Annotated in this window: 18 protein-coding genes and 1 pseudogene; 10 read left to right on the top strand and 9 right to left on the bottom strand. The window is 63.5% G+C overall.

All coding sequences use genetic code 11. From position 1 onward, the window contains the following. Nucleotides 1-2 precede the first annotated feature (2 nt). Both RAK1035_RS02725 and RAK1035_RS02720 read left to right on the top strand, forming a co-directional pair. Complete coding sequence (locus RAK1035_RS02725) at nucleotides 3-1,202, top strand: metal ABC transporter permease (RefSeq protein ID WP_008279376.1); 1,200 nt, start codon at nucleotides 3-5, stop codon at nucleotides 1,200-1,202. Further along, a complete protein-coding gene (locus RAK1035_RS02720) occupies nucleotides 1,202-2,152 on the top strand; it encodes a metal ABC transporter permease (RefSeq protein ID WP_008279375.1) in 951 nt (316 codons plus the stop codon). The genes RAK1035_RS02725 and RAK1035_RS02720 overlap by 1 nt, the downstream gene beginning before the upstream one ends. On the opposite strand, the gene RAK1035_RS02715 is transcribed toward RAK1035_RS02720, so the two are convergent. Beyond that, complete coding sequence (locus tag RAK1035_RS02715; protein WP_008279374.1) at nucleotides 2,106-2,855, bottom strand: WecB/TagA/CpsF family glycosyltransferase; 750 nt, start codon at nucleotides 2,853-2,855, stop codon at nucleotides 2,106-2,108. The genes RAK1035_RS02720 and RAK1035_RS02715 overlap by 47 nt on opposite strands. A 209-nt stretch (nucleotides 2,856-3,064) precedes the next feature. On the opposite strand from RAK1035_RS02715, the gene RAK1035_RS02710 reads away from it, so the two are divergent. Genes RAK1035_RS02710 through RAK1035_RS02690 form a run of 5 tightly spaced genes read left to right on the top strand, consistent with a single transcriptional unit; the run spans nucleotide 3,065 to nucleotide 9,426 of the window. Further along, a complete protein-coding gene (locus tag RAK1035_RS02710) occupies nucleotides 3,065-4,219 on the top strand; it encodes a Gfo/Idh/MocA family protein (protein WP_008279373.1) in 1,155 nt (384 codons plus the stop codon). Beyond that, a complete protein-coding gene (locus tag RAK1035_RS02705; RefSeq protein ID WP_008279372.1) occupies nucleotides 4,210-5,109 on the top strand; it encodes an NAD-dependent epimerase/dehydratase family protein in 900 nt (299 codons plus the stop codon). Before RAK1035_RS02710 ends, RAK1035_RS02705 begins: the two co-directional genes overlap by 10 nt. Then, nucleotides 5,106-6,353, top strand: coding sequence for a glycosyltransferase (locus tag RAK1035_RS02700; protein WP_008279371.1), 1,248 nt, complete (start codon nucleotides 5,106-5,108; stop codon nucleotides 6,351-6,353). Before RAK1035_RS02705 ends, RAK1035_RS02700 begins: the two co-directional genes overlap by 4 nt. Then, entirely contained in the window at nucleotides 6,350-7,309 is a 960-nt protein-coding gene (locus RAK1035_RS02695) for a glycosyltransferase (RefSeq protein WP_008279370.1), read from the top strand. Before RAK1035_RS02700 ends, RAK1035_RS02695 begins: the two co-directional genes overlap by 4 nt. Nucleotides 7,310-7,320: 11 nt before the next feature. Then, nucleotides 7,321-9,426, top strand: coding sequence for an NAD-dependent epimerase/dehydratase family protein (locus RAK1035_RS02690; RefSeq protein WP_008279369.1), 2,106 nt, complete (start codon nucleotides 7,321-7,323; stop codon nucleotides 9,424-9,426). Nucleotides 9,427-9,733: 307 nt separating this feature from the next. Here RAK1035_RS02690 and RAK1035_RS20345 read toward each other — a convergent pair whose 3' ends face one another. Next, entirely contained in the window at nucleotides 9,734-10,159 is a 426-nt protein-coding gene (locus RAK1035_RS20345) for a hypothetical protein (protein WP_198133555.1), read from the bottom strand. Between RAK1035_RS20345 and RAK1035_RS20340 the strand changes: the two genes are divergently transcribed. After that, nucleotides 10,142-10,837: a CpsD/CapB family tyrosine-protein kinase gene (locus tag RAK1035_RS20340; RefSeq protein ID WP_157667299.1), complete on the top strand. Its 696-nt coding sequence runs from the start codon at nucleotides 10,142-10,144 to the stop codon at nucleotides 10,835-10,837. The genes RAK1035_RS20345 and RAK1035_RS20340 overlap by 18 nt on opposite strands. Nucleotides 10,838-10,859: 22 nt before the next feature. Here RAK1035_RS20340 and RAK1035_RS02680 read toward each other — a convergent pair whose 3' ends face one another. The 6 genes from RAK1035_RS02680 to hutG form a co-directional block, all read right to left on the bottom strand. Further along, nucleotides 10,860-11,780 (bottom strand): tyrosine recombinase XerC, encoded by a 921-nt coding sequence (locus RAK1035_RS02680; RefSeq protein ID WP_008279366.1) that lies wholly within the window; start codon nucleotides 11,778-11,780, stop codon nucleotides 10,860-10,862. After that, a complete protein-coding gene (locus RAK1035_RS02675; protein WP_008279365.1) occupies nucleotides 11,777-12,484 on the bottom strand; it encodes a DUF484 family protein in 708 nt (235 codons plus the stop codon). Before RAK1035_RS02675 ends, RAK1035_RS02680 begins: the two co-directional genes overlap by 4 nt. A gap of 76 nt (nucleotides 12,485-12,560) precedes the next feature. Next, nucleotides 12,561-13,232 carry a class I SAM-dependent methyltransferase gene (locus tag RAK1035_RS02670; protein WP_008279364.1) on the bottom strand — a complete coding sequence of 224 codons (672 nt, stop codon included), beginning with the start codon at nucleotides 13,230-13,232 and terminating at the stop codon, nucleotides 12,561-12,563. After that, nucleotides 13,229-15,262, bottom strand: a complete 2,034-nt coding sequence (locus tag RAK1035_RS02665; protein ID WP_008279363.1) for a TRAP transporter permease — start codon at nucleotides 15,260-15,262, stop codon at nucleotides 13,229-13,231. The genes RAK1035_RS02670 and RAK1035_RS02665 overlap by 4 nt, the downstream gene beginning before the upstream one ends. A gap of 84 nt (nucleotides 15,263-15,346) precedes the next feature. Further along, the gene (locus RAK1035_RS02660; protein ID WP_008279362.1) at nucleotides 15,347-16,360 is read right to left on the bottom strand and encodes a TAXI family TRAP transporter solute-binding subunit; all 1,014 of its coding nucleotides are present in this window, start codon (nucleotides 16,358-16,360) and stop codon (nucleotides 15,347-15,349) included. Nucleotides 16,361-16,488: 128 nt separating this feature from the next. Next, nucleotides 16,489-17,301: an N-formylglutamate deformylase gene (hutG, locus tag RAK1035_RS02655; RefSeq protein ID WP_008279361.1), complete on the bottom strand. Its 813-nt coding sequence runs from the start codon at nucleotides 17,299-17,301 to the stop codon at nucleotides 16,489-16,491. Nucleotides 17,302-17,557: 256 nt separating this feature from the next. Between hutG and RAK1035_RS02650 the strand changes: the two genes are divergently transcribed. Further along, entirely contained in the window at nucleotides 17,558-18,595 is a 1,038-nt protein-coding gene (locus RAK1035_RS02650; RefSeq protein ID WP_008279360.1) for a hypothetical protein, read from the top strand. Between the two features lie 38 nt (nucleotides 18,596-18,633). Here the strand turns inward: RAK1035_RS02650 and uraD are convergent. Next, nucleotides 18,634-19,134: pseudogene (uraD, locus tag RAK1035_RS02645) on the bottom strand (2-oxo-4-hydroxy-4-carboxy-5-ureidoimidazoline decarboxylase); the annotation flags it as partial. Nucleotides 19,135-19,252: 118 nt separating this feature from the next. Here uraD and uraH point away from each other — a divergent pair. Next, on the top strand, nucleotides 19,253-19,597 hold the full coding sequence (uraH, locus tag RAK1035_RS02640; protein WP_008279358.1) for a hydroxyisourate hydrolase: 345 nt from the start codon (nucleotides 19,253-19,255) through the stop codon (nucleotides 19,595-19,597). The last annotated feature ends 2 nt before the right edge of the window (nucleotides 19,598-19,599 follow it).

Genomic DNA, 19,599 nt, shown 5'->3' with positions numbered 1-19,599 from the left:
GCATGCTCTGGGACGCGCTCACGCTGCAACTGGGTTATAACGCCACGCTGGTCACGCTGGGCGCTGCTATGCTGGGTGTAGGCGCGGGTGCGACGGGCACCTACCTTTATCTCGGCAAGCGCGCGCTGGTCTCTGATGCCATTAGCCATGCCACGCTGCCCGGTGTCGTGCTGGGGTTCATGGTGATGGTGGCGCTGGGTGGCGAGGGCCGGTTTTTGCCCGGTCTGATGCTGGGGGCGGCGCTGTCGGCGGTGCTTGGTCTTTTGGCGGTGACATGGCTGACAACGCGCACGCGGTTGCATGAGGATGCCGCGATTGGCGCGGTGCTGTCGGTGTTCTTTGGTTTTGGCGTGGTCCTGCTGACGGTGGTGCAGGTGATGGATGCGGGGCGGCAGGCGGGTCTGGAAACCTTTTTGTTGGGCGCTACCGCGGGCATGCTGCGCGACGAGGCGCTGACGATTGCTGCTGGCGGTGTCGTGGTTCTGGCGCTGGTGCGGCTCTTGCATCGGCCCATGATCTTGGTGGCTTTTGATCCGGACTATGCGGTGGGTCAGGGGATGCGGCTTGCGCGTGTCGATCTGGCGATGATGGGGCTTGCGCTGGCCATTACCGTGACCGGGCTCAAGGTGGTGGGACTTGTGCTTATCGTGGCGCTCTTGATCATCCCGCCGGTGGCGGCGCGGTTCTGGTCAGAACGCGCAGGCCATGTGGTGATGATAGCAGGCGCGGTTGGCGGGGTTGCTGGCTATCTCGGCGCGGCGTTTTCCGCGACGGCACCCGACCTGCCCACCGGGCCGCTGATTGTGCTGGCGGCCTTTGCGCTTTTCGTGCTGTCGCTCTTGATGGCGCCGGGGCGCGGTGTGCTGGCGGCGGCGCTGCGGCATCTGCGGTTCCAGCGGCGGGTGCATCTGCGCCAAGGTCTCTTGGCGCTGGCGGCGGGGCAGCCGGTCTATGAGCCGCTGACGCTGCGATTGATGCGCCGCGCGGGTCTGGCGCGCGCCGATGGAGTTGCGACCGAGGCAGGGCGTGCCATGGCGGCGCGGGCGCGGCTGGATGAGCGGCGTTGGCAAATCCTGCGCTCGGACCCGGCGTTCGAGGCAGCGGCAGCGCGGTATGATGGTCTGACCCCATTGGACGAGGTGTTGACGGGCGATCAGATCGCCGCACTCGACCGGAGGCTTGGGCCAGAGGGGGCGGTGTGATGGGGCAGGATTTCGTCATGCTGTCGCTCGCGCCACTGCTGATCGGCATTGCGGCAGCGGTGGCCTGTGCGCTGCCGGGGAATTTCCTGCTGTTGCGGCGGCAGGCGCTGATCGGTGATGCGATCAGCCATGTGGTGTTGCCCGGGATCGTGGCCGGATTCCTCGTGACCGGCATGGTCGCCACCGGGCCGATGATGCTGGGGGCTGCGGCTGCGGCATTGGTGGCTGTGATCCTGATCGAGGCGATCCGTCGTCTCGGCCGGATCGAACCGGGGGCGGCGATGGGCGTGGTTTTTACTGCCATGTTCGCGGGCGGTGTGCTGCTTCTCGAACAAAGTGCTGCGTCCGGCGTGCATCTCGATGTTCAACATGCGCTTTATGGCAATCTAGAAAGCCTGATCTGGTTGGATGGCTATGGTTGGGGCGCGCTGACCGATCCCGCGGCTTTGGCGGGTTTGCCGCCCGAATTGGGCCGTATGGTGGCGGTGCTGATCTGCACGACGCTCTTTATCGCGGTGCTGTGGCGGCCACTTGTGATTGCAACCTTTGACGAGGGGTTTGCCCGCGCCATGGGCATCCCAACGGCTATTTTGGGGCTGGCGCTTGTTGCGGTGGCGGCATTGGCGGCGGTGGCGGCGTTTGACGCGGTGGGCTCAATCATCGTGATTGCGATGTTCATCTGCCCGCCCGCAAGCGCCCGGCTGATGACAGACCGGCTGGGTCGCCAAGTGGCGTGGAGCGTAGGGTTTGCCACGCTATCGGCGGTCTTGGGCTATGTGCTGGCGGGCTATGGCCCGCTCTGGCTGGGCTATGACAACGCGGTCAGTGCGGCGGGCATGATCGCCACGGTCTCGGGCGTGATCCTGGGGGGGGCCGCACTCTGGGGGCCACGGCGGCGCAGTGTCAGCCGCGCAGGCGCCACGCCGCAACCATCAGCCCCGGCAGAATAGCCGCGCAGCGTGCATAGCGCGGCACCAACCGACGTGGGCTGGACAGCATCCGCCATAGCCATTCGAGCGCCAGACGCCGCGCCCAAAGGGGCGCGCGGGGTTGCACGCCTGCGATGAAATCAAGACCGGCACCGATGCTGGCAAACCCCATATGCGGCAGTGCGGCGTGGGCGCGGGCGGCGAAAATCTCTTGTTTGGGTGCGCCAAGCGCCAAAAGGCACAGCCCTGCGCCCGAGGCGCGCAGCGCGGCAATCACCTCTGTCCCTTGCGCGCCCAACGGATCAAACCCCATCGGCGGCGCGATGCGTGCGGCAATCACCAGCCCTGGAACACGGTCACAAAGCCCCTCTCCGGCGGCGTGCAAGGCTGCCTCTGTGCTGCCGACAAGGGCCACGCTTGCCCCGGCCTCTGCCGCCAGCCGCGTGATGGGCACCACCATATCCGCGCCCGGCACCAGCCCGACGGGACGCCCCGCAAGGCGTGACAACCACACCACCGGATTGCCATCGGCAACCACCAGATCATGCCGTAAATAGGCCGCCAGAAACGCGGAATCCTGGCGCAGTTTCACCAGATGATCGAGGTTCAGCGTTGCCAGAGCAAAGCCGCGCCGAGCACGAAACCGATCTCTGAGGACCGACAACAGACGCGAGGCATCGCGGGGCGCGATGCGTATCACCTCATCCTGAATGCGAAATTCCACCCGATCCCCCTGCGACAGTCGCGGCGTTTGATGCTATATGAACCGCAGGACTTGGTGACACTAGGGCGAAATTGCGCGGCTTTCGCGGCGCTGCGAAGGGCGACTGTGCCCGCGCTGCATCACGGGCTCGCAAAGGCTTGAAACTGTAGGGAAATGGTCAGATTCTCGCCATGATCCTGTGATTAACCGAAGGCCGAGATACAGGGGCAATGATGCAGGCACAGGGCAAAGGGAACAGCAGCCGAGAGGCAAAGCTGGGGCGTGTGGCGCTGGTGGGGTGCGGATTCGTTGCCGATCTCTATATGCGCTCGCTCGCGGCCCATCCCGAGATTGCCGTGATCGCCGCCCATGACCATGACGAAGCCCGTATCGCGACGTTTGCAGCGCATTGGGGCATTGCGCGTGCGCCAACGCTTGAGAGCCTCTTGGCGCGGCTTAGCCCCGGCGATGTCGTGCTGAACCTCACCAACCCTGCGGCGCATTTTGCCGTGAGCCGCACCTGTCTGGAGGCGGGCCATCACGTCTGGTGCGAAAAGCCGCTGACACTGGAATTGGCGCAGGCCCGCGCGCTGCATGATCTGGCAGAGGCGCGCGGCCTCATGCTGGCTTCTGCGCCCTCGTCCGTGTTGGGCGAGGCAGCGCAGGTGCTGATTGGAGCCGTGCGGCGCGGTGTGGCGGGCACGCCCCGACTGATCTATGCCGAGATGGATGATGGCTTTATCCCGCAAGCCCCCTACGCCAAATGGCAGAGCGAAAGTGGCGCGGCGTGGCCCTATGCCGATGAATTCGCGGTTGGCTGCACGCTGGAGCATGCAGGCTATGTGCTCAGCTGGCTGATCGCGATGTTCGGCAGTGTGACGCGGGTCGTGTCTGCCTCTGCCGAGGTGATCCCTGACAAACCCGGCGCGAGCGGTGCGCCTGATGTTTCGGTGGCCACGCTTTTCTTTGAAAATGGCCCGGTGACACGGCTGACCTGCTCAATTGTGGGCAGTCATGATCACCGTTTACGTATCTTTGGCGACAAGGGCGTACTTCAGGTGCGTGAAGTCTGGGACAATGCTGCGGCAGTGCGGTTTTACCGGCGGTTCACCTTGCGGCGCAGGCTGATCGAGCATCCTATCGGGCGGCGCATCCGCGCGCGAGGGCCCTCGCATCCCAAGGTGGGGCGGTGGGGGGCGGCGTCGATGAATTTCGCCCTCGGCCCCGCAGAGATGCTAAAGGCACTGGCCGAGCGGCGGGCCTGTCGGCTGACGAATGCCATGGCGCTGCATCTGACCGAGGTGACACTGGCGCTTCAGGGTCCAACCGGTGTGGTCGAGATCGAAAGCCGCTGCGCCCCGATGGAGGTTGCCTCATGGGTCTGAACCTGATCGTGACGGGGGCAGGCGGGTTTTTGGGCCGCGCGGTTATGGCCGAAGCGCGTGCGCGCGGGCATGCGGTGCGCGGCCTAACGCGCGCCGATGTCGATCTGGCGACGGATGATCTGGGCGGGTTTTTCGAGGACGTTGATTGCGTGATTCATCTGGCCGGGGCGCTCTCGGGCGATTGGGCGGTGCAAACCAGTGACACGCTGAACGCCACACGCCGCCTCATTGCGGCGATGCAGGCACAGCCCCTGCCGCCGCGTCTGGTGCTGTCGAGTTCGATCGCAGTCTATAGCGCCGATGCAATGGGCGTTGTCACCGAGGCGACGCCTCTGGAAGACCACCCTGAGCAGCGTGATGCCTATGCCCGTGCCAAGCTGGCGCAAGAGGCGATGTTGCGCGAGAGTGGTCTGCGGCACACCATCTTGCGCCCCGGTGCGATCCTTGGACCGGGGCGGGTGATGAATGCCCATTTGGGGCCGGGTATCGGCAGCGCTTTGATCCTGATGGAGCAGGGCGGTGAGGTGCCGGTTGTTTCTTTGGCCGATTGTGCCCGCGCCTTTGCATTGGCTGCAGAGGCACCGGGCGAGGGGCGCGCGCTCAATATTCTGGGCGCGGACCTGCCGACGCGGGCGCGGTATGTGGCCGCCCTGCGGCGCACAGGCTGGCCGCGCCATGTGGTGCCGCTCAACTGGCGGCTTATTCTGCCTTTGGCGTGGCTGCTCTCGCCTTTGGGTGCGCGGCGGCCGGGGCTCTTGCGCCCCGCCGTGCTGCGTGCGCGCATGCGGCCGCTCCGCTATGATATCGCAGCGGCAGAACTGGCGCTTGGTTGGGTGCCGCAGGATGATTTCGACACCGCGTTTCTGCGCGCGACAAAGGCCGCCACATGAGCTTGCGCATCGCCTATCTGACCGGCGAATATCCCCGCGCCACCGATACCTTTATCCAGCGCGAAGTGGCGGCCCTGCGCGCACGAGGCTTGACTGTCGAGACATGCTCGATCCGGCGCACGGGGCCAGAGCATCACACCGGACCCGAGCAGAAGACCGAGGCCGTGGGAACATTTCATGTTCTCGAAGCCGCCCTCTCGCCCCGGCATCTGATCGCGGCGCATCTGGCGGCGTGGCGCAGGCCGGGGGCATGGCTGCGCGCGCTGCGTTTGGCATGGCGCACCAGCCCCGGCGGGATCAAGGCCACGCTTTACCAGTTCATCTATCTTGCCGAAGCCGCCGTGCTGGCGGAGCATCTGCGCGCCCGTGGGCTGACGCATCTGCACAATCATATCGCCAAATCCAGCTGCACCGTGGCGATGCTCATGTCGGAAATGTCGGGTATTCCCTATAGTTTCACGCTGCACGGGCCGGATATTTTCTATGAGCCCTATCGCTGGCGGCTGGATGAAAAGATTGCGCGCGCGCGTTTCGTCGCCTGTATCAGCCATTTCGCCCGCTCTCAGGCCATGGCGTTTTCCGATCCGGAGCATTGGGGCAAGCTGCATATCGTGCATTGCGGTGTTGATCCGGCGCGGTATGAGCGCCCTGCTATGCCTGCGCAGGCGCAGCTTTTGTTTGTGGGGCGGCTGGCGGGGGTCAAGGGCGTTCCGATGCTGCTGGACGCGGTGCGTGATCTGAGCGCCGATCATCCCGCGCTGCATCTGACGTTGGTGGGGGATGGGCCAGAGCGCAGCAAACTAGAGCGGCGCGCCCGCGAAATGGGCCTGACATCGCGGATCACGTTTGCGGGCTATCGGTCACAGGCCGAGGTGGCGGATCTGCTGCAAACGGCGACGGCCTTGATCCTGCCCAGCTTTGCCGAAGGCGTGCCAGTCGTGTTGATGGAGGCGATGGCGGCGCGGGTGCCGGTCGTGACAACCCGCATTGCAGGCGTGCCAGAGCTGGTCGAGGATGGGGTGAGCGGTCTTTTGGTGCCGCCGGGTGATGCTCATGCCCTGCGCATGGCGATTGGGCGACTTCTCTATGATGCCCATCTGTGCCGCGACATGGGCGTGGCTGGGCGCGCACGGGTGCAAGCCGAATTCGCCTCGGACATCGAGGCGGCATGGCTGGCTGCTCTCTTTGAGGGGTATGCAGTGGGCGTGCCCCCCAAACACCTCAGACCGGAGGGGCAAGAATGAGAATCGCCGTTGTCCTGATTGGCCGCAATGAAGGCGCGCGATTGGAGGCGAGCCTTGCGTCGCTCAGCGGGCAGGGGCTGCGGTTGGTCTATGTCGACAGCGGCTCAACCGATGACAGCGTGGCCGCGGCACGCGCGGCGGGGGCTGAGGTAGTCGAATTGGATACAATGACGCCCTTTACCGCGGCGCGGGCACGCAACGCGGGCTTTGCCGCACTGTCCACAGACCTGCCCGACGCGGTGCAATTCATCGACGGCGATTGCATCGTGGTGCCGGGCTGGATCGACCGGGCTGCGGCGGCGCTGATGGCGGATGACAGCATCGGCCTTGTCACCGGGTGGCGGTCGGAAATCTACCCTGAGGCCTCGGTCTACAATGCGCTGTGCGATCACGAATGGCACCGGCCTGCGGGTGAGATCACAGCCTGCGGCGGCGATATGTTGCTGCGGGTCTCAGCCTTTCAAGGTGTTGGCGGCTTTGACGGCACAATCATCGCTTCTGAGGATGAAGAATTCTGCCAACGTCTGCGCAAGGCGGGTTGGCGGCTGATCCGCTTGGCCGAACCGATGACCCGGCACGATGCTGCGATGCGGACGTTTGGCCAATGGTGGCAGCGGGCAGTGCGCTCGGGCCATGGCTTTGCTCAGGTGGGAGAATTGCACCCCGGCTACTTTGCGCGGGAACGCACGCGGGTCTGGATCTATGGGCTGGCCCTGCCTTTGCTGGCGGTGGCAGGGCTTTTCTGGTTTCCATTGCTGGTCGGCGTTTTGTCGGCCTATGCGATGTCCTATGCCAAGACGGTGCAGGGGCTGCGCACCTCGGGGATGGACACGCGAAGCGCGCTGCATCAGGCGATTTTCCTCAGCCTGTCCAAATTTCCAAATCTGATCGGCATGCTGACCTACAAGCTGCGCAAATGGCGCGGCGCGACGATGCAAATTATCGAGTATAAGTAAGGAAACCTGTGATGAGTAAAGCAATCAACGTAGGTCTCATCGGCGCTGGCTATATCGCGGGCTGGCATGCCGAGGCGCTCAAGCTGACGCCGGGTGTGCGGCTGGCGGCGGTTTGTGATCTGTCGACCTCCGCCGCCGAGGCCTTGGCTGCTGCGCATGGGGCGCGGGCCTTTGCCGCGCTCGATGACATGATTGCAAGCGGCGCGGTCGAGGCGGTGCATATCCTTACGCCTCCCGATAGCCATGCGGTGCTGGCGCGCAAATGTCTGGCGGCGGGGCTGCATGTGCTGGTGGAAAAGCCGGTGGCCCTCTCGGGCGAAGAGACCGCCGGGATTGCCAGTGTTGCACGGGCGGCAAACCGCCATTTTGCCGCCGGGCACAATTTCCTTGGGCTGCCCGGCTATCAACGCCTCAAGGCGCAGATCGGGCGCGGCGACTTGGGTCGTATTTCCAGCGCCGAGATCACCTGGGCCTTGCCATTGGCCCCTTTGCGCTCTGGCCCTTATGGTCTCTGGCTCTTGCGCGAACCTCGTAATCTGTTGTTAGAGCTTGGGCCGCATCTTTTTGCCTTTGCGCATGACCTTTTTGGTTCAGTCACAGTTTCCGGGGTGTATCTGGGCAAGCCTGTGGCCCTACCGGGGGCGGGCATACGACCGCAAAGCTGGCGGATCACGGCGGAGGCGGGCGGCGTTGATATCGCCTTTAACCTGCAATTGATTGAGAGCGTTGATGATCGTTCTGTCACGCTACGTGGGTCTTCGGGTCTTGCGCGGTTGGATTACGCCGCCGATGTGCTGACTGTAACCCATGAGAACACCGCTGATCTGGTGCTCAACCCGTTCTTGCGCCAGATGGGCGCTGCTTGGGGCCACCTGCGCGAGGGTGTGGGCAATGCGGCGCGCCAGATCGGATCGCTCAATCGCAAATCATCCTATGCGCTTGGGTTTGTTGGCACATTTGAGGCGTTTTACACTGCCATTCGCGAGGGTAAGCCGCTTGATCCGCGGTTTGATGGCATGGCCGCAGAGGGTGTCATGCGTGCGATTGATGCGGCTCTTGCGGTGATGCCCAATCAGGGCCGCGAGACATGGGCACCGCCCAAGGCGCAACGCAATCCAAAGCCCACGGCGTTGGTGATCGGTGGCACGGGATTTCTGGGGCGTGACCTGACGCGCGCCTTGGTGGCGCGCGGGCAGGATGTGCGGGTGCTGTCGCGCGGTGCGCATGGCCCGTTTGACGACCTTCCCGAGACTGTCGAGACCTGCGCGGTGTCTTTGCGCGATGAGGCAGGGCTGTGCCGCGCGATGGAGGGGATCAACGTCGTTTACAACCTCGCCCGCGCGCTTGGCACCACATGGGAGGACTGTCTGGATAATGACGTTGCCGTATCGGACCGTATTGCGCGCGCAGCACTGGCTGCGGGGGTCAGGCGGTTCGTCTATACCGGCACGATTGCCTCTTATGACATGTCCAACCCGCAGACGGTCATCACCGAATCGACGCCCTTCGCGCAGGATATGACCGACCGCAATCTCTACGCCCGCTCCAAAGCGGAATGCGAGCGGCGGCTTTTGGAGATGCAGCGTGATCACGGCCTGCCACTGACCATCGCACGACCGGGTATTGTGGTGGGGCATGGCGGTCCGTTGCAACATTGGGGCATTGGGCGTTGGCATGGGGCGGGTGCTGTGCGGCTTTGGGGGACGGGGGATAACCCCCTGCCTTTCGTTCTGATCGGCGACGTTTCCGACGCGCTGATCCGCATGGGCGAAAGTGTGGCCGCGCCGGGGCAGTCCTTTAACCTCGTCGGCGATGTTCCCCTGACAGCGCGCACATACTTTAATGCCATCCATATGCGGTTGGGTGCGGGAATTCGCGTGAGTTCGGGCAATCTGACAGCGATGTGGGCGGCGGATGCGGTCAAATCGGCGCTCAAGACCTATGCCCTGCGCCGCCCCGGTGTGATCCGGGCCTCGTTGCGCGACTGGCAATCGCGGGCGCATTACGCGCAGTTCGACAACGCCAAGCCCAAGGCGCTGTTGGGCTGGAAACCGGTGTCGAACCGCGAAGAATTCTTGCAAGAGGCCGTGGACCGTGCCGGGCTGATTGGGTTCTGAACAAGGAGGTGGGGCATATAATCCTGCGGTTTTGGTCGCATTGTTGCCGGAATCTCTGGGCATACCCGTTCCAACGGGCAGGAGACCTTGCAATGGCAGGACAGGCCATCCTTAGCAGATACACAGGCGCGCGCCTTGGCGCGGGGCTGTGCCGTGGGATGTGGTCATGAGCCTTACGCGACATGAAGAATATATGCGCCGCCGCGCTGCGCGCCGGGCCGCGCTAGAGGCTGAGGCAGAAGAGAACGCGGCGCATTTCCCTGAAATGCCAGTGGCGGAGCCGACAGAAGAAGAGGCACCGCTTGCCCTAAGCCCCGAATCGCTGAACATTCCTGAGCCTGAGCCTGAGCCTGAGCCTGAGCCTGAGCCTGAGCCTGAGCCTGAGCCTGAGCCTGAGCCTGAGCCTGAGCCTGAGCCTGAGCCTGAGCCTGAGCCTGAGCCTGAGCCTGAGCCTGAGCCTGAGCCTGAGCCTGAGCCTGAGCCTGAGCCTGAGCCTGAGCCTGAGCCTGAGCCTGAGCCTGAGCCTGAGCCTGAGCCTGAGCCTGAGCCTGAGCCTGAGCCTGAGCCTGAGCCTGAGCCTGAGCCTGAGCCTGAGCCTGAGCCTGAGCCTGAGCCTGAGCCTGAGCCTGAGCCTGAGCCGGTTGCTTTGGCCGCTTTGGAGACCCCGGCAGACTCGCGCCCCGCAGCCTTGCTTTGGCCTGCCTTGCGCCGTGTCGTGCTTGATCCCAAACATCTGGCCAAGCACCGGCTCATTTCCGCCACGCGTGAGGATCCTGCGCATGTGGCCTTTGACGTGCTGCGCACCAAACTCTTGGCGGCGCTGCGCGCCCATGGCTGGCATCGGGTTGCCATCACCTCGCCCACGCCCGATTGCGGCAAATCCTTTGTTGCGGCCAATCTCGCGATCAGCCTGTCGCGGCAATCAAGTGTGCGCACCGTTCTGATGGATATGGATCTGCGGCGCCCCTCGCTGGCCCAAACCCTTGGCCAGCCCGATCCCGGTCGCATGGCCGGGTTTCTTAGCGGGGATATCCCTTTGCAACGCTTTCTGACCTGTCCTGAGGATAACCTGCTCAATATTGGTCAAACCCTCGCCATGGGTCTTAATGACCGGGCAGAGCCCTATGCCGCCGAAATTCTGCATGCGCCGGAAACCGGTGAGGTGTTGCAGGATATGTATCACCACCTTGCCCCGGATGTGGTGATTTTCGACATGCCGCCCGCACTCTATTACGACGATGTATTGGGGTTCCGCCCGCAATTTGACGGGGTGCTGATCGTGGTTGGCGGCGGTCGCACGACCGCGCAGCATATCCGCGATGTGAAGGCGCGGTTTGGTTCGGATACGCCGCTCTTGGGCGTGGTTATGAACCGGGCCGAGGGTGAGAGCATCGCGAAATACGGGTATTGATCGGGGCCAAGTGATGCCGGCGCTACCCGCCCCCCTGCGGATGAGCGCGGGCGTAGACCTCCATCAGTCGGGCGGTGTCAACGCCCGTATAGGCCTGTGTGGTCGAGAGCGAGGCATGCCCCAAAAGTTCCTGAATGGCACGTAGGTCGCCACCCGCATTCAAAAGATGCGTTGCAAAGCTGTGGCGCATGGCATGGGGCGTGGCGGTGGCGGGCAGGCCAAGCTGCGCGCGGGCCTGTTCCATAACCTTCTGGATCAGGCGCGGGCTGAGCGCACCGCCGCGAGCGCCCAAGAAAAGTGGGCCATTGCGAGGGATGTCATAGGGGCAGAGGCGGGCATACTGTGCCACCGCCGCGCGGGCAGGCTCGATCACCGGCACCAGCCGTTCCTTGCCGCCTTTGCCAATGATGCGCAAAACCTGCCCCAGCGGCAGGTCTGCGCCGGTTAGGCTCAGCGCTTCGGATATCCGCAACCCGCAGCCATAGAGCAGGGTCACGACCGCCTGATCCCGTGCGGCGATCCATGGCGTGAGGCTCTGCGCGTCGAGCGTGTTGATCATGTCCGATGCCGCTTCGGGCGAAAGGGGGCGGGGTAATTTGCGCTGGAATTTCGGCGAACGTATTGCGAGAACGGCGGTTGGTTCAAACCCTTCGCGCTCGGACAGCCAGCGATAGAAACTCTTGACCGCCGAGAGTTTGCGCGCGAGCGAGCGAGGCCCGACATCGCCGCCACGGGTATGGGCCATCCAGGCCCGCATGTCAGAGGTGGTGATGCGAGAGAGCGCGCCCAAGCCCTGTGTTTCGCCATTGTGCAGTGTCATGAAGCGCAGGAAGTCGCCAACATCGCGCGCATAGGCATCAATTGTATTGGCGGCGGCCCCCTTGAGCGCCTTTTGCGTGGCCAGCCATGTCGACAGCGCGTCGCGGGCGGCCTCTGAGATCATGACAGCCAGCGGCGCATGGTGCGCTCGAAAACTCCCGCGAAAAAGGCCAACAAATCCGTGCCCTGTTGCGGGCTGAACTGATGCGGGTCTTCGGCCCCCATGGCGAGCATGCCGGGCAGACGGTCTGCACCGAAATCGAGCAATAGGCACGCCTCGGAGCGCAGATAGGGTGCCTCGCGGCCATAGACGCGCATGTCACCCTCCTCAATCTGGCGCAGGGTCACCTGACGCGCGGGCACATCGCGATTGCCGATGAGATAGGATCTGATAAAGCCGGGTTCGGCGACCGACAAAACATCGCCGAGACGGCGCACCGCGGGATCGCTGTCATTTTGCACGGATTCGAGCACGAGGCGCACGGCGTCCACCCGCAGGATATGCGCCACTTCGCCGCCAAGATCCCGTAAGAAGGTTTCAAATTCGACGGGGTCAAGCATGCGCAAGATGGCGCGATGCACCTGATTGGTGCCCGCTAGGTTTTCATACGCCGCCGCGATCACCGAGCGATGCGTGTCTTCAAGCCGGTCAAGCCGCGCTTCGAGCCTATCCATTGCAATGCCGCGCAGGTCCACGATATTGCCGCCCATCGCCCGCTCGTTGGCGGCGATCAGGGCACGCATCAGATCTTGATCCTCGAGGATCAGATCGGGTTGCGCGATGATATGTTCGCGCAGGGCATCATTCATTTCGGGCTTACTGCTCATTCCGACCTCTTTCGGGTTTGCAGCACCTTAACAGATGCAAAAATAATATGCCGCAAGAAAATGCAGCGGCGGCAAGTCAACGGATCGGCCGCGCGGTATAGAGCACCTGACCGCGCGGTAGGCGCAGGGGGCTGCGCGCCGCCTGCCAGCCGGTGACATGGGCCATATGATCCACATCCTCGGGCAGGATGTGATAGGGCGGGCGGGTGTCATGGGTCACAACGCCGTCCGGTTGACGATAAGCTGTGGCGGCATGCGTGGCGTCCGGGGCAAGGAAGACGGTAAAGAAAAACGCCTCGAGCCGGTCAAAGCGGCGCAGATTGGTCAGCGCGCGCCGCAGATGCGCCATGGGCAGATGCGGGAACACCGCAAACGCTATGGCATGGGTGATGCACCCCGGCACGCCGGGATAGTCGAACCGAGTATCTTCGATCAGGTGACCGGGGCTGAGGCGTGCGGGGTCTGTCAGCTCTGCCGCATGCCCTGCGAGCATAAGGGCGCGCGAGGCATCCGTGGCCCAGTAATGCCCCGGCTCGAGATAGGGCACCGCCTTGCATCCCAGCCGCAATGATCCTGCGCCGATGTCCAGCAGGTGATGATGCGGCAAGAGGCCCGCATCGCGCAAAAGCGTCATCTGCACCCGTCCGGTTTCCTCCCACCGTCCGCCTACCACGTCACGGTGCCGTCCGGCGGCAATCGCCTCGGCGTGAAACCCATCCACGTCATAGGGGTTTTGTGGCGTCTTCATTGGGGCAAGGCTGCGCTGAGGCGCGCTTTGCGCCATTGCAAGACGAGGATGGGTGACCAGAGCAAGAGGCCAATTGCCATGGTCATAAGCCCGGGCGCGATGAAGAGAAGCGAGGTCAGTCCCACGGCCCAACGTTCCCATCCGCGCATCGGGGCAAGCAGATAGCCGGAAAAGGCTGCTCCGAGCCCGCCAATCCCCAACATCGCGCCTATCAATGTGATGGAAAAGGCGGACCATGTGAACCCATCCGTCACCAGCAAGAGAGCGGGTGAATAGACAAACACGAAAGGCACCAGCGCTTTGGCGATGCCGAGACGAAACGCGGTGTTGCCAGTGCGAAACGGATTGGCCCCGGCGATGCCTGCCGCCGCATAGGCCGCAAGCGCCACAGGGGGTGTGATGTCGGCCAGAACGCCGTAGTAGAAGACAAAGAAATGCGCCACCAGTGGCTCGACCTGCAACTGCGCGAGGGCAGGCGCTGCGACCGCCACAAGGATGATATATGTGGCTGTCGTTGGAATGCCTGCGCCCATGATGATGCAGGATACCGCGATCAGGATGAGCGAAACAAAGAGCGCCCATTGTTGCAGGCTGAAGTAACTGAGCAACCACATTTCGCTGAGCATTGCGCCCATGTCGGTTGCGGTTTGCACCACCACATAGCCCAGACGAAAGCCGACGCCGGTGAGGGTTACAACGCCGACGACCACGCCCACCGTGGCGGCGGCGGCCCCCACAGCCAGCGTGTTGCGCGCGCCGTCCGCCAAGGCCTGCCACAGGTCGCGCAGCGTCAACCGATTGACCGGGTTGAGAATGCCCACCACGACACAGGCGATGATACCATAGACAGCGGCGAAATCCGGCGTCTTGCCGCTGAGGATCAGGTAGACAAGGATGCCAAGTGGGATGATCGACAGCCAATGCTGGCGCAGCACCAAACCCGCCTTGGGCAGTTCATCGGCGCGCAATCCGCGCAGGCCCAGCTTGCGCGCCTCAAGATGCACCATGATGAAGATGCCGAAATAGTGCAGCATGGCCGGGAAAAGGGCCGCCGCCAGAATGTCACGCAGCGGGATTTCCAGATATTCCACCATGATAAAGGCTGCTGCGCCCAAAATCGGTGGGGTGATCTGGCCGCCGGTCGACGAAGTGGCCTCGACCGCGCCTGCAAAATGGGCGGGATAGCCCACGCGCTTCATCGCCGGGATGGTGAGCGCGCCGGTGGTCACGGTATTGGCGATGGACGAGCCCGAGATGGTCCCCATGAAGGCCGAGGAAAAGATCGCCACCTTTGCCGGGCCACCGGCGTAACGGCCAGCGATGACCATCGCGAGGTCGATGAACAACTGGCCAAGACCGATGCGCGTGGCCAGCACGCCAAAGAGGATGAAGAGGAACACATATTGCGCCATCACACCGATGGCGATGCCGTAGATGCCTTGGTTGGTCATGTAGAGGTGATTGATCAACCCTTCCCAGCTGGCCCCGCCATGTTTGAGCGCGCCGGGGGCGTAGGGGCCGAAAATGGCGAAGGCCACAAACACAAGTGCGATGATCGGCAGGGTCGGACCGACTGAGCGGCGCGTAGCCTCGAGCGTCAGCACAAAAAGGGCCGTGCCCATCAGCACATCCAGCTCTGAAGGGTTGCCAACCCGGACCGAGAGCGCGGCAGGGGGTAAGAGAGGCAGGTACATCGCCGCCGCCACCGCCATGATTGCAAAAACCAGATCGAGAAGCGGCACGCCGGAAATCCGATACCATGTTGACGCGGGCAAGGCGGTGCTGGCGCTGCGCCGCCATGAAAAGAGCAGGAACACGAGGCCCAACACGAAGGACAGGTGAATGCCCCGGTGCAGCACTTCGCGCACAAGGCCAAAGCCCGAGGCGTAGAAATGATAGGCCGACATCGCCACAAGGCAGACCGAGACCAGAATGGCAATGCCGCGCCCGGTGGGGCGAAACGCCAGTTCGGGATCGTATTTGCGTTCGATCTCGTGCAGCTCTTCGGCGGTGAGGTCGGGATCAGCCATAGGGTCTGTCCTGCTGTGGGGGGCGAAAAGGAAATCCCGGCCACCGGGGTGCGGCGGCCGGGATTTAGGGTCAGGCGCGGCGGATCACTTGATCAGCCCGGCCTCTTTGTAAAAGTGTTCGGCCCCGTCGTGCAGGGGAACGCCCACGCCGCTGATCGCGGTGTCGAGGGTAATCGTCGTGCCCTTGGCATGGCCCACATCGAGAAGGATGCGCGAGTTTTCATTCCAGAGCGCCTTGGTGATTTCATAAATCAGGTCGGGGTCTTCATCGGCAGAGGTGAACCACTGTGCCCCGACCGAGACGGTTTCCGTGGCCCCGACCCCTTCATAGACCCCTTCGGGAATCGCGCTTTGCGAGAAGAAGTTGTATTTGGCGGTCAATTCTGCCGCGCCCTCGCCTGCGATGGGCACCAATTTGATATCGGCGGCAGAGGCCAGTTCCACCAAAGAGCCTGCCGGATAGCCTGCGACAACAAAGAAGGCGTCGATCTTGCCGTTGCGCAGCGCTTCGGAGGCTGCATCGCCCTTGAGCGCCTCGGCGGTCACGTCGTCAACCGAGAGGCCATTGGCCTCGAGGATAAGACCCGCATCAACATAGGTGCCCGATCCCGGCTCGTCGAGCGAGACACGCTTGCCCGCAAGATCCTTGACGCTCTCGATGCCGCTGTCGGCGAGGGCAACGAGGTGGATATGCTCGTCAAAAAGCGCCGCGATGGTGCGCAGTTTTTCGGCGGGCGGCTGGCCCGCCATCGTGCCGGTGCCGGTATAGGCCCAATAGGCCACATCTGACTGGGCAAAGCCGGAGTTGCGCAGCCCCGACATGATTGCGTTGACGTTGTCCACCGATCCGCGTGACGACACGGCAGAGGCGATGAGGCCCTCGACACCGCAGCTTCCGCCTTCTTCGCAGGGGCGCGACCCGGGCGGTTTGGAGATGGCATTGGCGAGGACGCCGCCCACCGGGTAATAGGTATAGGCGGTGCCGCCGGTCCCGATGGTAAAGAATTTGAGGTCCTGTGCGAGCGCGCCCGTGGCCATTCCGACCGCAAGCGCCGCCCCGACGATGAGGCCGCGTGCGCCCCTGACAAGCTGTTGCATCTGTTTCTCCCTGATTTGGCAGGGCGCAGTCCTGCGTGTTCCCCGCATTGTAGCCAGCATTCACAAGGAATACTGCGATCAGGCTATGCAAACCGACCTGCCAAGGCAAGGCTGTTACCGGCAAGGGCTTAGGCGTGCGAAGCGCTCAGATCGAGCGTTGCAATCTCGCGCAGCATCGGGGCCAGCACAGCGCGTAAATCCGTGGCGCGGTCTGGGGCATAGTCCCACGGGGCCGCTTCGTGCATATAGGTGGCTTGCGCCAGTTCCATCTGTATGGCGTGCAGCCCGTCCTTGGGGCGGCCATAGTGACGCGTGGTCCAGCCGCCGCGAAAACGTCCGTTGGTGACGGTGGTGTAGCGGGATGCTGCATGGCAATGGCGCTCTGTTAGGGCGGCAAGTGCTGGGGCGCAGGTGGCCCCGTCGTTGGTGCCGATGTTGAAATCGGGTAACCGCCCGTCAAAGAGAAACGGGATTTCCGAGCGGATCGAGTGACAATCATAGAGGATGGCAAAGCCGTGCCGCCTCTGTACCCGGTCAAGTTCGGCGCTGAGTGCCGCGTGATAGGGGCCATGGAATTGGGCAAGCCGCTCTGCGGTATCGGCCTCGGTCGGGGGTGTGGACCAGAGGGGCGCACCGTCAAAATCGGTCAAAGGGACTAGGCTCGTGGTGTTTTGTCCGGGATAAAGGCTTGTCCCAGACGGATCGCGATTGGCGTCGATGACATAGCGGTGAAAGCGCGCGGCAACCACGCTCGCCTCCGGCACGAGACCATCATAGAGCCGGTCGATATGCCAATCTGTATCGCTGAGTGCGCGCCCAGTGTCGTTGAGCCGCGCTGCAATATCCGCTGGAAGGTCGGTGCCCGCATGGGGCATGGCCAGCACAAGGGGGCTTTCGCCCGAATGCACCGAGACAACGCTGTCGGTGGCGGAGGCTGGCACGTGCGTCTTTCCTTTCAAAGGGGCTTGGCGGCAATATGCTTGTACATAATAATTGAGTCAAGGCGGGGGGCCATGGCAACCGTGCGGGGATTGTCGCACGGTTTGTTGCCGTCCAACGCCCGTTGCGGGCGCAGATAGGCGCAATCATCCCGACTGGCGCGCGAAATCCGGCGTCTTGGCGTCGCACTCTTGCGATTGCCCGCCTCTGCCCCGGCGTGCTAGCGTGCTGGAAATAAAGGCAGGCAGCCCCCGGAACATGAAAAAGACGGCACTGACCAGATATCAGAGGCTTGAGGCGGCGGGCCTTTGGCGGGCCAATCCGGACGCGCAGCGGGTGGATGTGATCGTCTCTGTTGGCGAGGCGACACTGACAATTACCGACATGCGCGAGCGGGTTCAGGCGCATTGGTCGATCGCGGCGGTGGCGCGCGCCAATCCGGGGCAATACCCGGCCATCTATAACCCAGATGGTGATCCCGGCGAGACGCTGGAACTGGCCGAGGACGAGGCCGACATGATCGCTGCCATCGAGACATTGCGCGGCGCTGTGGCGCGGCAACGACCCAAACCGGGGCGGCTCAGGCTGGTTGGCATGCTGGCAAGTGTGGCGGCGGTTGCGGCGCTGGTGCTTTTTTGGCTGCCGGGGGCCGCGCGGCAGCACGCGCTAGAGGTGGTGCCGATGGTCAAGCGGGCCGAGATCGGCCGCGCGCTGCTGGGGCATCTGCAACGGGTGACCGGGCCGGTCTGCGAGGGGCCGGGCGGTGCCGCGGCCCTTGCGCAGCTGGCGCGCCGCCTCCCGTCACGCGCGGGAGGCGCGGCAGAGTTTCTGGTGGTGCGCGGCGGTATCGAAGGGGCCTTGCGCCTGCCGGGCGGGGCGGTGCTGATCAATACCGATCTGGTTGAGGATCATAACGAGCCCGATGTTTTGGCGGGGCACATCATCGCCGCCTATCTACGCGCAGAGGCGCATGATCCCCTGTCCAAGCTGTTGGAAGAGGGGGGGCTGTCGGCGACGCTGCGACTATTGGCAACCGGGCTCTTGCCCGACGATGTGTTGCGCGCCCATGCCGAACGCCTGATGCGCGATGCGCCCGAGGCGGTGGCCCCTGATGCAATGCTGGCAGGGTTTGCCCAGTGGCAGGTGCGCGCACGCCCTTATGCCTATGCGGAGGACATCACCGGGGAAACGACGGTCACGTTGATCGAGGCAGACCCCTTTGCCGGCACCGCGCCGCCGCCGCCCTTGCTCAGCGATGCAGATTGGCTGCGTTTGCAGGAGATTTGCGGCGGCTGATCCTAGTCTTCACGTGTCAGGCGCGGATGCGGCCTGCGTCACGCCAGCATGTCTTGCAGCCGCCAAAAGGCAATACGTTCCACCTGACGACAGGCCTCGGCCTGTTCTGTGGCGCTGTCTTGATCGATGCGGCGGGCAAAAGCATCTCTGATCCCCGCCTTGTCATGGTCGCGCACGGCGATGATGAAAGGAAAGCCATGGCGCGCGATATAGGCGGCATTGAGGCGCTCGAACGCGGCGCGCTCGGCATCGGTCAGCGCATCGAGCCCTGCGCTGGCCTGCTCATGGCTCGACGCAGCAGTAAGCCGCCGTGCCTGTGCCAGCTTGCCCGCAAGGTCGGGATGCGCGCGCAGCACAGTTAACCGCTCCACCTCTGTTGCGTCGCGAAAGACACGGCACAAGGCATCATGCAGGCCCAAGGCGCTATCATGGCGGGGGGATATTCCCAGATCATAGGCGCGCTCGGCTATCCACGGCGAATGCTCGAACACGCCGCCAAATTGGGCAACGAAGCGGTCACGGTCCATTTGCGAGGGGCGGTCTTGAGCCACGGGCATTCCTTCGACATGGGCTTGCGGCATTTCTGGGGTTGATCTTGGGGCCGTTCCGTAAGGAGATACAGACATCGTTCGTCATGTCACGCAAGGAGCCCCCGAAATGTCAGGCTATTTGACGACACATGTGCTGGATACCGCGCGCGGCTGCCCGGCGCCGGGGCTTTTGATCCGCTTGAGCCGGATCACGGATAGCGGGCCGGTGCTGCTCTGTGAAAGGCGCACCAATGCGGACGGTCGAACCGATGGACCTATTCTGACCGAGGCCGACTTTGCCGCCGGACCCTATGAATTGTTGTTTCATGCAGGCGAGTATCTGCGTCTCATGGGCGTAGAGAGTGGCTTTCTCGATCTGATCCCAATCCGGTTCAGTATGACGCAAGCGGTGCATTATCATGTGCCTCTGTTGCTCTCGCCCTATGGCTACACGACCTATCGCGGCAGTTGAGG

It is taken from the genome of Roseovarius sp. AK1035 (genome assembly GCF_003288315.1).
In the GTDB taxonomy this organism is placed as follows: domain Bacteria; phylum Pseudomonadota; class Alphaproteobacteria; order Rhodobacterales; family Rhodobacteraceae; genus Roseovarius; species Roseovarius mucosus_A.
This window is presented reverse-complemented; position numbering and strand designations above follow the sequence as displayed.

What these genes read in the sequence shown, in the direction of transcription:
- RAK1035_RS02670 (WP_008279364.1), bottom strand. Translation starts at nt 13,232, where the DNA reads ATGAAGACGCCACAAAACCCCTATGACGTGGATGGGTTTCACGCCGAG.
- RAK1035_RS02710 (WP_008279373.1), top strand. Translation starts at nt 3,065, where the DNA reads ATGATGCAGGCACAGGGCAAAGGGAACAGCAGCCGAGAGGCAAAGCTG.
- RAK1035_RS02665 (WP_008279363.1), bottom strand. Translation starts at nt 15,262, where the DNA reads ATGGCTGATCCCGACCTCACCGCCGAAGAGCTGCACGAGATCGAACGC.
- RAK1035_RS02650 (WP_008279360.1), top strand. Translation starts at nt 17,558, where the DNA reads ATGAAAAAGACGGCACTGACCAGATATCAGAGGCTTGAGGCGGCGGGC.
- RAK1035_RS02695 (WP_008279370.1), top strand. Translation starts at nt 6,350, where the DNA reads ATGAGAATCGCCGTTGTCCTGATTGGCCGCAATGAAGGCGCGCGATTG.
- RAK1035_RS02680 (WP_008279366.1), bottom strand. Translation starts at nt 11,780, where the DNA reads ATGATCTCAGAGGCCGCCCGCGACGCGCTGTCGACATGGCTGGCCACG.
- RAK1035_RS02720 (WP_008279375.1), top strand. Translation starts at nt 1,202, where the DNA reads ATGGGGCAGGATTTCGTCATGCTGTCGCTCGCGCCACTGCTGATCGGC.
- RAK1035_RS20345 (WP_198133555.1), bottom strand. Translation starts at nt 10,159, where the DNA reads ATGTTTGGGATCAAGCACGACACGGCGCAAGGCAGGCCAAAGCAAGGC.
- uraH (WP_008279358.1), top strand. Translation starts at nt 19,253, where the DNA reads ATGTCAGGCTATTTGACGACACATGTGCTGGATACCGCGCGCGGCTGC.
- RAK1035_RS02690 (WP_008279369.1), top strand. Translation starts at nt 7,321, where the DNA reads ATGAGTAAAGCAATCAACGTAGGTCTCATCGGCGCTGGCTATATCGCG.
- RAK1035_RS02660 (WP_008279362.1), bottom strand. Translation starts at nt 16,360, where the DNA reads ATGCAACAGCTTGTCAGGGGCGCACGCGGCCTCATCGTCGGGGCGGCG.
- RAK1035_RS02705 (WP_008279372.1), top strand. Translation starts at nt 4,210, where the DNA reads ATGGGTCTGAACCTGATCGTGACGGGGGCAGGCGGGTTTTTGGGCCGC.
- RAK1035_RS02725 (WP_008279376.1), top strand. Translation starts at nt 3, where the DNA reads ATGCTCTGGGACGCGCTCACGCTGCAACTGGGTTATAACGCCACGCTG.
- RAK1035_RS02700 (WP_008279371.1), top strand. Translation starts at nt 5,106, where the DNA reads ATGAGCTTGCGCATCGCCTATCTGACCGGCGAATATCCCCGCGCCACC.
- RAK1035_RS02675 (WP_008279365.1), bottom strand. Translation starts at nt 12,484, where the DNA reads ATGAGCAGTAAGCCCGAAATGAATGATGCCCTGCGCGAACATATCATC.